We start from the raw sequence: 13,522 nt of genomic DNA, 5'->3' as shown, positions 1-13,522 counted from the left end.
CACAAAGACGAAGAGGACTGTTTTTGTCAGTCCTCTTTGCTTAATAAAACAAACGTTCAGGAATGGGAGGGACCGTAATGCCCTACGAGACGAAGAAAATAATACTGGAAAAGGCAAAAGGGCTCTTGCCAAGAATTCGAAATGCCATCTATGAGCCAATAGCAGCTTTGACAGTTTCAGCGTGGGTGACGAAGGAGCCTGTCCCTTATGCAGAGCGTACGTCCGGAAGCTACATGGATGTGAAGCCGGGTGATAAATGGGGGAATTTATGGGATTGTGCGTGGTTCCGCTTCGAGGGCCGCGTGCCGGAGAGTGCTGCGGGGAAGAAAGTCGTGCTTCTGATTGATGTCAACGGTGAGCTGTGCTTAGTCGATAACGAAGGGTCACCTTATCAAGGACTCACTAACATTAACTCCGAATTTGATTTCAGCCTTGGATTGCCGGGTAAACGTGTGGTGGATATCAGTGAATCCGCTGCCGGAGAAGCCATTCATCTATGGGCAGATGCCGGGTGCAACGATTTATTCGGGAAATATCGAAGCGGTACGCTCAAAGAAGCGGATATCGCGATATGCAGCGACGAAACCCGTCGTCTCTATTATGACTATGAGGTACTGCTGGAGCTGGCGGAGCAACTGCCTGATGCCGGCGCAAGGAAAGAACGAGTTATTCAGAGTCTATATGAGGCAGCGCTTGCGCTTGAAGTCATTAATGAAGAAACCGTTGCTCGCGCTAGGGAGATTCTAGCTGCGCAGCTTGCTAAGCGCGGAGGAGATCCGACCGTGACGGTTAGCGCGATCGGACATGCGCATATGGATTTGGCATGGTTATGGCCAATTCGGGAGACGATTCGCAAGGGGGCACGGACGTTCTCGACCGTCCTTCGCAACATGGAGAAGTATCCCGATTATGTGTTCGGCGCCAGTCAGCCGCAGCTGTATCAATGGATGAAAGAGTATTATCCGACCCTCTACGACCAGATCAAGGCGAGAGTGAAGGAAGGGCGCTGGGAAGTACAAGGCGCCATGTGGGTGGAGCCGGATACAAATATTTCCGGCGGCGAAGCGCTGGTTAGGCAGATCTTGTACGGGAAGAAGTTTTTCCAGGATGAGTTTGGCGAGGAGATGAAGGTGCTGTGGCTTCCGGATGTATTCGGCTACAACGGGAGTCTTCCGCAAATTCTGAAGAAATCCGGCGTCGACTATATGATGACACAGAAGCTGTCTTGGAGCGTATACAATACGCATCCGCATCATAGCTTTCATTGGGAAGGTATCGATGGCAGCAAAGTGCTTGCCCATCTGCCGCCTGAGGATACGTATAACAGTCCGGGAGCACCGAGATCGCTTGCGAAGATTGAGAGCAACTACCTAGACCGCAACGTTTCCGAGCATGCGTTGATGTTGTTCGGCATCGGCGATGGCGGCGGCGGACCGGGCGAAGAACATTTGGAACGGTTGGCGCGCGAGCATAATCTTCTCGGATTGCCGCCTGTTGTTCAGGAGTCTTCTCTATCCTTCTTCGAGAAGCTGGCGGAGGAAGGGCCTCGCTTCCAAACGTACCGCGGTGAGCTGTATTTGGAGAAGCATCAAGGGACGTTGACGTCGCAAGCGAGAAACAAATGGTATAACCGCAAAATGGAAAAGGCACTGCGGGAGCTGGAATTTGCCGCATCGCTGGCACTTGCGCTCGGCGGGCAGGCGTATCCTGCAGAAGAGCTTGATACCATATGGAAAGAAGTTTTGTTATATCAATTCCATGATATCCTGCCGGGTTCTTCGATTACGCGTGTGTTCGATGAATCACTGGCTCGTTATGAAATCCTTCATACCCGAGTGGCAGAGATGATTGAGCAGACTTATGCGAACGTTGCGGGACTGTCCGGCATTGCCGGCGGGCAGGCGATCGTTGTCAATTCGCTGCCATGGGATCGTGAAGAGGTCGTGGTGCAGAATGGCGTTCCATACGCTGTAAATGTGCCGTCAATGGGCTTTATCGCGCTCTCGGAAGAGCTGCGCAGCACGCGTCAGGCATCTCATGAGCTGCAAGCAGAGGAAGCTTTACTTGAAAATCGCAATCTGCGCGTTACGTTTGCGCCGGATGGAAGCATTCTATCCATCTATGATAAAGTCGCGGGCAGAGAATCTATTGAAGTCGGCAAGAAGGCGAATGTGCTGACCATCTATCATGACAAAGGCGATGCATGGGATTTCCCGCGCGATTACCGAGATACAGTAGCAGGTACGATGCAGCTGGAAAGCGCTTCTGCTTCCATTGAAGGCTCCAATGCAGTGCTTGTGCAAACCTATCGCTATGGCGAGTCTTTCTTGGAGCAACGTATCGTATTAGCTGAGGATGGAACGACGATTCAATTCGAAACGAAAGTAGATTGGCAGGAGTCGGAGAAAATGCTTCGTACCTCTTTCCCTGTCACCGTAATGTCGGACCAAGTCAATTGCGAGATTCAGTTCGGTTATCTGAAACGGCCGACAACGCGCAATACGATGGTAGAGTTCGTTAGGGATGAAATTTGCGCACATCAATATATAGATTTATCGCAGCCTGATTATGGTATCGCGCTGCTTAGTGACAGCAAGTACGGCTTCAGTGCGGAGAGAAACGTACTGGATATGAATTTGCTGCGCAGTCCCGGCTATCCGGACCCTGCCTGCGACCGTGCTGAGCACAAGTTCGTGTATGCGATCTATCCGCATCAAGGGGACTTCGTTCAGGCGAAGGTATACCGTAAAGGCTATGAATTGAATACGCCGCTTACGGTTGTGCAGTCGGCCGGTGCCGCTCCTGCGGCAGGGCGTTCCGAGCTGCGTTCCCTGATTCAACTCGATAATCCGAATGTGATGATCGAGGCTGTTAAGAAAGCGGAGGATAGCGAGCATCTTATCATCCGTCTGTACGAAGCTTCAGGTACGCGGGCGCAGGTGAATGTGAACTTTGGCCTGACCTGTGAGACGATCGAGGAGACTGATCTGCTGGAGAATCCGGTAGCTGCTTTGCAGGGAATGTCGAGCTCGGCAGAGCTGACCTTCCAGCCTTTTGAGATTAAGACGCTTCGCATCAAGTTGAATGCATAAACAGAGAGGGAAGGGCTGACCTTCCCTTTTTTGTACACTGATAAGGAGGCATGCAGCCGTGTCCTTGATTTCAAGAGAACGTTCGAACGAATTAACTGGTTTCCAGGAGGGTGGGCCGTACCATCCGTCGTATGATTTGCAGACTGATTTTGTAATGGTGTATGGGATTCGCGGGGACTTGAAGGAACGCATTCGCACGTGGAAGGAAAAAGGGTATGTGGTGCATCTGATGACAGGCGTTTCTTGGGGCGGTTATCAGCATTATTTGAATGGCGAAGTGGATGGCAGAACGCACTGGGATGAAGCGCAGAAGAATCGCAGAAACGAACATATCATTCACGGGACATCCGTGGATATTCCTTATATGGTGCCAACGATTGCTTATGCGGATTTCCTGACCGAGCAGATTCGTGTCGCGGTTGATGCAGGCGTGGAAGCGATCCATCTGGAAGAGCCGGAGTTCTGGGTGGAAGGCGGCTATTCGGACGCTTTTAAACGAGAATGGGAAATTTACTACCGGGAGCCGTGGCAGCCACCGCATGCGTCGGTTGATGCGCAATATCGGGCTTCGAAGCTGAAGGTGCATCTCTATGCCCGTACGCTGGACCGGATTTGTAACACGCTGAAGGAATATGCAAAGGTTAAGTATGACCGGAATATTCGCTTCTATGTGCCGACACATAGTTTGATTAACTATACGCAGTGGCGCATTGTCAGTCCGGAATCGAAGCTGCTCGAGCTGCCGGGTGTTGACGGTTATATTGCGCAGGTGTGGACGGGGACGGCTCAGACGCCGAACGTTTATGAGGGAGTTCGTAAGGAGCGAACCTTCGAGACGGCTTTCCTGGAATACGGCATTATGCAGGAACTTGTTCGCGGCACGGACCGCCGGATGTGGTTCTTGCATGATCCGATTGCCGATGATCCGAAGCATACGTGGGAGGATTACCGCCAGAATTATATTCGGACCTTGGTTGCCTCGCTTCTGCATCCGCATGTAAGCCGGTACGAGGTATGTCCTTGGCCTAGACGGATCTATCAAGGTACGTATCCGAAGCAAGGTGAAGAGGGGCGCGTAAACATTCCGGCTGCGTATGCGACGGAGCTGCAGGTTGTGCTGAACACGCTGGCAGATATGGATCAGCCGGATACGGAATGGTTGACCTCGAACCTGCAAATCGGCGTGCTGCTGGCGGATTCCGCCATGTTCCAGCGCAATCATCCCGATTGGAGCGAAGAGGCGACCGGATTCAAATATGACGGTACGGAAGTGGCATCTGCGCTTGGAAGCGAGTTTATGGAACTGCTTGATTGGTCGCCATTCTATGGGTTAACCTTGCCTTTATTGAAACATGGTGCGGCAGTGCGGCCTGTACAGCTGGATAACGCGGGAAGATTCGCGGGTTATCTGGATGATTACAAAGCGCTGGTTCTTAGCTATGAGTATATGAAGCCGGAATCAGCCGGTCTTCATAACGTATTGGCAGAATGGGTGAAGGATGGGGGAGCGCTCATCTATGTAGGCGATGGCAGCGACGACTTCCATGCCGTTCGGGAATGGTGGAACCAGGGATCGAAGAAATACGCCACACCGATGGAGCATCTCTTCACATGTCTGGGCTTGGAAGCCTCCTTGCAGCCCGGTGTCTATTCCGTTGGCCGAGGAAGTCTGGCGTATTTGAATGTTCATCCTGCTGAGTGTGCGCTTCATGGAGAGGCGGCCGATCAGCTGCGCTTGACGGTCAGGGGAGCACTTGCGGCAGCGGGTGGAGCACAAACGCAGGCACTGGGAGGTTCTGCCTCGCAGTGGGAAACGATGAACCGCATGGCGCTGCGCCGTGGTCCTTATGTTATAGCAGCCGTACTGGAAGAATCGGTAGATACGCAATCCTTCGTGCTGAATGGGGCCTATGTGGATTTGCTGAATGCTGACCTGCCTGTGCTTCATGAGGTAACGGTAGAGCCGGGTCAACAAGCGCTGCTCTATGATCTAAGCAGAGCTGGGGATGGCGTGCAGCTCCTTGCTGCTGCGTCCAGAATCGATGGGATCGAGGAGCGGGACGTAGGGTTTGCGTTCGTTGCTCGAGGACCGGAAGGCATTCAGGCTTCTGCACGCTTCCGCTGCCCGCGTGAGCCTAAGCAAGTTATTCTAGGCGCTGCGGATGGCTCGAAGTCGCAAGGGGCTTACGTGTGGGATGAGGGAAGCAAGACGGTGCTGCTCCGTTATGCGAACAGCCCTGACGGCGTTCAGGTGGAAGTGTTGTGGTAGTTGATTAGGAATGGATAAGACCGAAGACTGCAGTCGCGGTCTTCGGTTCATCGCGAACCCACGTTCAATAGAACGTGGGTTTTTCGGCTTTCCACACGACTCTGGGGCCAATGCCACCGCGATGTGCGCATGCTGCCGTCGCTTCCAAGGCTAACGGTTGTGACAGTGGCTATTTGGCATGAATGTCCCCTTTTTATTTTCTAACGGTTGCCAGCGAGCTTAATTGCACGCTTTCCACAAGAAATCGACCCGTATGCTGCAAATAACGTCTGTCACAACCGTTAGCGCTTCAAACAAGTCAATTTGCATGAAATAGCCACGCTGACAACCGTTGCAGTTGTAAGCATGTCGTTTACACTAACATTGGCTGTCGAGACTTTATTGGACAGCATGAAGACCGCGATTGCGGTCTTTTTTGTTTGTCGTTTATGGATACGAGGTGGTCCCAGATGTAGGGCTAGCTGTTTATTTTTATGGGAAATTTTGTCGAAACGATTGTGTAATCATAAAAGATATATTAAATATATACATGAGATTAAAGTTCTGGTGCGCTACGAGCAACGGTTGTTAAGGAGGTGTGGGTGTAAGCGACTGGAACTGATTTACGAAGCCAAACGAACGAATCTGAACAAGCGTTACAATCCCATAACTGAGAGGTGTAAGTAAATATGATCCGTAAGCTAACCGCAATCAGTCTGGCATTAGTATCCACGATAACATTCTCGTCAGGCACATTCGCCGAGTCTCCTCAAGAGAATGCTTCACAGGCGCAGAATACCAACCCATCTTCTCAGTCCATCTCCTGGCCGAAGGAGCAAATGCTTCCAAGCTTCAAACAGGCGAAGCAGCTTGATGTTGCTGATATTTATGACGCTCCGGGAGACATAAAGCTGTTGTTCAGTACCTTGCAAGGGATTGTGAATCGCCAGGAGCCGCGGATTTACTTGATTGAGAACAAAGAAGAAGGTAAATTCAAATGGCTTAACGATCTGAATGTCAACTACCGCGTCCATGACAGCTACTGGGATATTCTCAAACGCTATAAAGGCGAAGTCAAAGGCATCATCATATATGATCCGGCCGTCCCGGATTCGATTAACGTTGCGACCACGCTGGCGGGGCTAAGAGGCGGCGTTGCTGTAGGCCCGGAGCTTGCGGCACAGCTGAAGGCTGCTCCATATAACCTAAGCGTAATTGAGGATCTGCAGGGGAAATTCAAAGACCGGTTGGATGCCTACACGTGGCAGTATGAGAATCTATGGAAAGAAACGACACACCGGATGATCGTCGGCCTCAGCCCTGACGTAACGGCGAAGGCGCCAGTCGAACAGCCGGACCGCTTCGAAACGATCGCGCAGGAGCCGACGGAAGAGCGGGATGCAGCCAATCGCAAAGTATATGACCTCGACTTAAGCAAATATCTGAGCAAGCCGGATGTGTATGTGAAGTTCGGCGATGCGTTCCCGGCTGACGGGTGGGGGGCAGCGGTGCATGAAGTAACCGTGAAAGCGGATGGCCAAGTCATCGCACATTTCCTTCCGGGTAAGCCTGAGGAAGAGCCGTTCCTCTATGATCCGCAGAGCTCGCAAGTTTCGGATGGCAGCGGCGGTCATCGTTTTGCGGATAACGGTCGTTACTTCACGTATAAATTCACACCGCCGGCCGGTACGAAAGAGCTGGTTGTGTCCGCGGAAATGTGGAATCAATACAAAGTAAGCGCAAGCAATGAGAAGCCGTTCACGTCACTGACGAAGGAGCCGTATGGTTACCTGCGCGACTACGCGGTTGCCAATAAAGCGATGGTGTTCTGGCTCGATTCCAATGTTCCGGCGCAGAAGGAGCTTTTCGAGAAAATCCTATCTGATGTGAAACCGGGCACGCCTTACTTGGGCTGGTTCAACAATGATGTGGAAGGCGAGTTCAACGGCGTTGAAGTCACTTCCAACCATGGCGTTTATGTTCTGGCCGCAGACTGGTTTAGCAATCTAACGGTGTTCTCCAGTTCCAAGCCGAAGGATGTGAAGTCCAAAGCGCCTGCACCGGTGAAGCTGGAGAACAAAATCTATGTCACCTATACGTTCAGCGAAGGGGACAACCTGCAGTATAACCAGCACCGGATGCGTATTCTGTGGGATGATCCAAAGCGCGGCCAAGTGCCGATTAACTGGACATCCAGCCCGCTGTTATATGATGCGGCTCCGGTCATGCTGAACTACTTCCGGAGTTCGGCAACAGCGAATGATCAAATTATCGCCGGACCTTCCGGCGCCGGATACTTCTACCCGGACGCATGGCCGGACAGCTCGTTCGCCGATTTCTTGAAGAACAGCAAGAAGTATCTGAAGCAGACGGGAATGGACATTCCTTATATCCTTAACCGTGTAGACGGACAGAACATTCCGCTTAGCGATGCGAAGAGCACGGCATACCGTAAGGAGTACAATCCATCAGGAGTATTCTTGAGCTGGGGCGATACTTCCGAGGTGCAAATCAGCAATGGACTGCCGGTTTCGACAATCCGAGGTATCAGCGCTGTGAGCGAAGGAACTAAAATACTCGCCGATGCCAAAGCCAAATGGGATGGCAAATCGCCGCTATTCGTCTCTATCGGTCTTCTGGCCTGGAGCTTGACACCTACAGACGTTGTTGCGATTACCGATTCGCTTGGACCTGAATATGACGTCGTCTTGGCGGACCAGTATTTCTCGCTAATTCGTCAAGCGAACAAACTGCCTAGCAAGCCGTAACGCTAGTACGCGCAAGAGGCTTCCCTTCGCACGTTCAACCGAACGTGAGGGGGAAGCCTCTTTCATTACCATGTTTTACTAGTTTATGTCAATAATAATCTAACAACCTGAATTAATATGTCAAATCTTGCAATTCGATTTATACTATTACTATAAGAACAACTGCCAAAGGGGTAAGTCAAAGTCCATGGACGAAGTTCGGCGTATGATCGAGGAATTGAAGAAGGAAATACCGGAATTACATGATGTGCAGACGGAGGAATTGATTGCGTTTATTCAGAATGCGATCATCCTGTCGATTCTTCAAAAACAAGCTGAATGATCTTCTCCAGCTTCTCTCTGGTACGATCTCTTGTCAGATCAATATTATAGCGCTGCACGAGGTCCTTGATGATAATCTCCTCTTGCGTAGATGCCATCGGCGCATAGGCGAACTCTTTGCCTGTCGTTAGCCAATCCACACTAACTTCGAAGAATGCCGCGATATGTGATGTCATATCATGGCCAGGCTCACGTTTATTTGTCTCGTACATCCCTAATGTGCTTTTTCCGATCGACAGCATCTTCGAAAACTCCTCCTGCGACAACTCTTTGCGATGCCTCAAGTAAGAAAGTCGTTCTCCGAACGTACGCATCCGTTCACCCCCATAACGTCATCCAATTATTAGCTATTATAGCTTACAACCTATGGTCGAGGAAAATCAGACTCTAAATGTGTCTAAACATATTTACAATCACGTAATGTGAACATATACTAATAGCTATGAAAGTCGCGATATGTGAATTTATGGGAGGTAGAATGCAATAGGTGGTCAATCAGGGCAACAAGAACAACGAGAAAACGGACTCCATTTATGTCTACTGCGTCAAAATGGAACCGGTCAACAACCAGGTGATTTGCCGAAATTTGAATCTGGCCACAGAAGTGTTATACATGGGCGTAACGCCGCAGTTAAGGGGGAAGTCGAGCTATAAGCCTGGCATTCCGATGTTTGTAACGAGTGACGGCGTCTACCTGCAATTGGTCAACGTGGAGCACTATAAGCAGGTGCTGACTCCGCTTGGCTATGATTTGTTTCATCCGTCCTGTCTGGTCAATGTCCCTCTAGTGGACCGCATTGAGGTAGGCTTGTACGGCAACGATGCCTATTTCAAAGGGGATGCGGGAATAAGTGTCCCGATTTCGAAGGCGAAGATTAAGAAATACACGCATCTGCTTGTTAAGGTGAACTAACGATTGCTATAGCATGACATACAACGCAGGCTTCTCACCCATGTTCAATTGAACGCGGAGTTGAGAAGCCTGCGTTGATTATTTACTGCTGTCTGGGGGACGAACTCTCGCCAATGACGACATCGGCCGCTAAGCGCACCGTCTCGAACGCGCGGTTAGGCTTGCTCATGCGGGTAAGCAGCTGCTCCGTTGCCCGCTGGCCTAGCTGGTACTCGTCGAGCGCGACAGTCGTAAGGGTGAAGCCGAGGAACTCAGCTTCACTAATCTGGTCGAACCCAGTCACAGCGAGATCGCGAGGGACCGATTTGCCGATTTCATAGAGATACTTGATGACATGAAGGGCAATCTTGTCATTCGCACAAACGAAGGCGGTTGGCAGCTTGCTTAATGCCTTCAAGGAACGTGCAATCCCTTCATAGTTCTGATAACTCTCCGCGTTCTGCGATGTAATGCAAAGGGATGGCTGAATCAGCAAATTCGCATCGAAATGAGCACGCTGGAAGCCGAACCAACGCTCCATGAAACTGCGGCATGATTGAATTTCGCCGATAAATCCGATCTCGGTATGGCCGTGATTCATCAGATGCCGCGTGATCTGGTAGATGCTGTCTTCATTCTCCATAAAGACGACATCTGCCTGCAAGCCGGGCAGCGGTATATGGGGATGGACGTTAATGAATACCTTCGGATGCGGAAGTGCCATCAGTTTCTCTGTGTAGGGTTTGTCGAAGCTGCCTGCTACGATAAATCCGGCAATGTCACTTGCAAGCAAGGCCGGCAGCTCAAGCGCTTCGATATCTTCATTCTTAATAAAGCTAAGCTTCATCTCATAGCCGTTCTGGCTGATCATCTGCTCGACGCCGCTTAAGACATTCATCCAGAAGCCTGTCCCGTGATTGATCTGGCTCTTGGTGATATATGCAATGCTCCGGGCTTTGCCGACGGATTCAGCAGCGGTACCGCTAGCTGCAGAGGGCTTCAATTTCTTATAGCCCATTGCAATGGCGTGGTCCACCACTTTCTTGCGCGTTTCTACGGTAATGCTGGGATGGCCGTTGAGTGCCTTGGAAACGGTGTTCCGGGAAAGGCCGAGTGCTAGGGAAATATCGCTGGTCGTTATTTTTCTGTTCACGGTAACCATCCTTCGATGTTGAAATCTCTCTTTTCATTGTAAGTTACCCAATATTTTTGTCAATAAACAAAACGCCAATTTTGTAACTAAACAAAACAATGAACGAACATAGCCTGAACGATAAGTGAATTCGAAAATTGCATATTTACAGGAATAAAATGCATCGACTATAATCAGAATCACTAAACAGTTAAAGATTCAACTCAAAATTGTAAACTTAAATCTTACAAAAATAATTACATTGTAAAGTTTGAGTTGCAAAGCAGATTCCTAAACCGTGTCTCTATTTTTTCGCAATCATGTAAGCGCTTCACGATATCGAGAGGGGGAGTTCTAGCGGGAATGTCAATGCTAGGCTTTAGGAAATCTACTAAAACTACATTAGTTGGGGTGAATGAAGAATGATTAAGCTTCGTAAACAGATCGCCTTATTCCTCATCATGTCTATGTTGGCAGCTTTGCTAGTCCTACCTGCAAGTGTAAACGCTGCAGCAGATCCGGCACAATTCAATTTCGAGACAAATACGCAAGGCTTTACAGGAACGGCAGGGGCAACTCTGGCTGTTACCACGGAGAAAGCCTACCAAGGCAATCAATCCATGAAGATGACACTTAATGTTACAGGCTCCGCTGGGCCATTCGCTAAACTGAGCTCGCCTGCCGGACTAACCGCAGGAAGCACTTATGAATTCCATATTTGGGTACCGAGCGGTGCAAGCATTGCAGGCGTCCAGCCTTATATGATGGACAGCACCTGGTCATGGACAGGCAACTACGTGCCGTATGCCAATTTGACCAAGGATGCATGGAATACGATGACACTGACAATCCCGGCCGGTGCCAAGACGCCTTTCAATGAATTTGGCGTTCAAGTGCAATCGAGCGGCGACTTTGCTGGCAGCGTCTATATCGACAGCATCGGCATTCAAGGCGGTACGCCTGTTGAAGTTCCGAATCCTGCGGGACTAAGCGATCTTCGCGTCAACGGCACGACGGTAGCCGGTTTCACAAGCAAAGATCTCTCGTATATTGCACATGTTCCGAACGGCACAGCTTCAGCAGCTGTAACGGCCACAACTACTGCAGCTGATGCGGCTGTGACAATTACCGGAGGCAGTAATCTTGGCGTTGGTGAGAATGCAGTTACGGTGGAAGTAACGGCGAAGGATCTAACGAAGCAGACGTATACGATTAGACTGATTCGCGATCTTCCTTCAAGCCAAGGCAATCACATTACAATCCAAGGCACGTCATTCAATGCCGGTCATGAGCGGATTTGGTTCAATGGAGCCAATACGCCTTGGGATAACTGGAATGATTTCGGCGGCGATTTCGATTATGACTTCTGGGATACCCACTTTGCGCTGCTGCATGCTAATGGCGTGAATGCATCCCGTGTCTGGATTACTTCCAACGGAGAAGTTGGCATCAACATCGATGCTAACGGGTATGTATCCGGTGCGACGGCGGCACATTGGAATGATCTGGACAGCTTGTTCTACCTGGCTCAGAAGCATGGCGTCTATATCATGGCAACGCTGCTTTCTTTTGACCATATGAAGAACTCCCATCCGAGCTATGACAGCTGGAGAAAGATGTTGATGAGCGAGTCTAACATTGATTCCTATGTCAGTAACTACGTTATTCCTTTTACGAATCGGTACAAGGACAATCCTTATCTGTGGTCGATCGACTTTATGAACGAGCCGGATTGGGTATTTGAGGAAAGTAAACTTCCTTGGGAGAACCTCCAGTCCCTCTTCGCCAAAATGAGTGTGGGCGTTCATGCGAACAGCAGCGTGCTCACAACAGTAGGCGTAGCGATGATCAAATACAACAGCGACACGTGTACAGAAGGCTGCCAAGGCAATAAGGTTGGCGATGGCGTGTTGATGGCTAAAGCCGGCGGCAATCCGCAGGCGAAGCTTGACTTCTGGTCACCGCATTACTACGACTGGATGGGTCAATATTGGGGCAACCCGATGTACATGACACCGGAGCAGTTCGGATTGTCAGCGGATCGTCCGGCAGTTATCGGCGAGACAGCAGCACTAGGCACGACAGGTCACACATTGACGCAGGATTATGTCAGTGCATACACGAATGGCTGGCAAGGCATGATGCCTTGGACCTCGAACGGCGTAGACGGCCTCGGTGATCTTACACGAGTCGGTCCGGCGGCAAGCAGCTTCTACAACCAACATCCTGACTTGGTGTTCCCATCCGGCATTTCCAAGAATGCGAACCTTAGCGACCTGAAAGTCGATGGTGTCACGGTAGCAGGCTTCTCGGCGGATACGCTCTCTTATTCCTTGCAGGTGCCGAACGACAAGACTTCGATCGCGGTGACAACGACTGCTGATCCGTATGCAACGGTTGCGGTGAACGGCGGTACGTCACTTGCGGTTGGAACCAACACGGCCACGGTAATGGTAACAGCTGAGAATGGCAGCAGCAAGGTATATACGCTGACAATCACTCGGGCTAAATCCAGCAACACCGCGCTAAGCGAATTGAAAATTAACGGGCAATCGCTGATTGCTTTAGTACCCGGCAAGCTTACGTATTCCGTAACCGTGCCGAACAGTACGATTGTGGTGTATGTGAGTGCTAAAGCGGCAAGCGAGACAGCCAAGGTTTCCGTCGATCCTGCTTTATCGCTCGTCATCGGGAGCAATCAAGTAAACGTACAGGTAACAGCGGAGGACGGAACCAAGCAAACCTATACCATTACGATCACCCGCGCCAAATCCAGCAATGCGAACTTAATAGGCTTGTTCATTGACGGGAAACCGGTACCGGGCTTCTCGCCTGACAAGCTTGCTTACAAGGTAAACGTATCTAAGAACACGAAGTCGGTTCAAGTTACAGCGCTGACCGTATTCCCTACGGCCAAAGCAGCGATTACCGGGGGCAGCAGCTTGGTGAAGGGCAACAACACCGTGACGGTGAAAGTAACGGCACCGGACGGTACGACGCAGCAAACCTACACCATCACCGTAGTTCGCGGTTAATCCAACATACTGTAAACTCTTCCAATCGGAGGCT

At 50.5% G+C, this 13,522-nt stretch carries 8 protein-coding genes; 6 read left to right on the top strand and 2 right to left on the bottom strand.

The features are described 5' to 3' along the window. Nucleotides 1-77: 77 nt before the first annotated feature. The 4 genes from BLW29_RS21560 (at nucleotide 78) to BLW29_RS31885 (ending at nucleotide 8,430) form a co-directional block, all read left to right on the top strand. Nucleotides 78-3,092: an alpha-mannosidase gene (locus BLW29_RS21560; RefSeq protein WP_090983410.1), complete on the top strand. Its 3,015-nt coding sequence runs from the start codon at nucleotides 78-80 to the stop codon at nucleotides 3,090-3,092. 58 nt (nucleotides 3,093-3,150) lie between these two features. Further along, on the top strand, nucleotides 3,151-5,361 hold the full coding sequence (locus BLW29_RS21555; RefSeq protein WP_256208772.1) for a hypothetical protein: 2,211 nt from the start codon (nucleotides 3,151-3,153) through the stop codon (nucleotides 5,359-5,361). Nucleotides 5,362-6,029: 668 nt separating this feature from the next. After that, nucleotides 6,030-8,108, top strand: coding sequence for a GxGYxYP domain-containing protein (locus BLW29_RS21550; protein ID WP_090983409.1), 2,079 nt, complete (start codon nucleotides 6,030-6,032; stop codon nucleotides 8,106-8,108). Nucleotides 8,109-8,295: 187 nt separating this feature from the next. Further along, nucleotides 8,296-8,430: a hypothetical protein gene (locus BLW29_RS31885; RefSeq protein ID WP_256208771.1), complete on the top strand. Its 135-nt coding sequence runs from the start codon at nucleotides 8,296-8,298 to the stop codon at nucleotides 8,428-8,430. Here BLW29_RS31885 and BLW29_RS21545 read toward each other — a convergent pair. After that, entirely contained in the window at nucleotides 8,396-8,743 is a 348-nt protein-coding gene (locus BLW29_RS21545) for a helix-turn-helix domain-containing protein (protein ID WP_090983407.1), read from the bottom strand. The genes BLW29_RS31885 and BLW29_RS21545 overlap by 35 nt on opposite strands. Before the next feature lie 173 nt (nucleotides 8,744-8,916). Here BLW29_RS21545 and BLW29_RS21540 point away from each other — a divergent pair, with 173 nt between their 5' ends. Beyond that, nucleotides 8,917-9,342, top strand: a complete 426-nt coding sequence (locus tag BLW29_RS21540; protein WP_090983404.1) for a hypothetical protein — start codon at nucleotides 8,917-8,919, stop codon at nucleotides 9,340-9,342. Nucleotides 9,343-9,424: 82 nt separating this feature from the next. Here BLW29_RS21540 and BLW29_RS21535 read toward each other — a convergent pair whose 3' ends face one another. Beyond that, nucleotides 9,425-10,474 (bottom strand): LacI family DNA-binding transcriptional regulator, encoded by a 1,050-nt coding sequence (locus BLW29_RS21535; RefSeq protein WP_177186750.1) that lies wholly within the window; start codon nucleotides 10,472-10,474, stop codon nucleotides 9,425-9,427. Nucleotides 10,475-10,875: 401 nt separating this feature from the next. Between BLW29_RS21535 and BLW29_RS21530 the strand changes: the two genes are divergently transcribed. Then, nucleotides 10,876-13,488 (top strand): cadherin-like beta sandwich domain-containing protein, encoded by a 2,613-nt coding sequence (locus BLW29_RS21530; protein WP_090983400.1) that lies wholly within the window; start codon nucleotides 10,876-10,878, stop codon nucleotides 13,486-13,488. Nucleotides 13,489-13,522: the final 34 nt, after the last annotated feature.

Source organism: Paenibacillus sp. CF384 (genome assembly GCF_900106745.1).
In the GTDB taxonomy this organism is placed as follows: domain Bacteria; phylum Bacillota; class Bacilli; order Paenibacillales; family Paenibacillaceae; genus Paenibacillus_Z.
The sequence above is the reverse complement of the archived record's forward strand: the minus strand, read 5'-3'. Positions and strand labels throughout refer to the sequence as shown.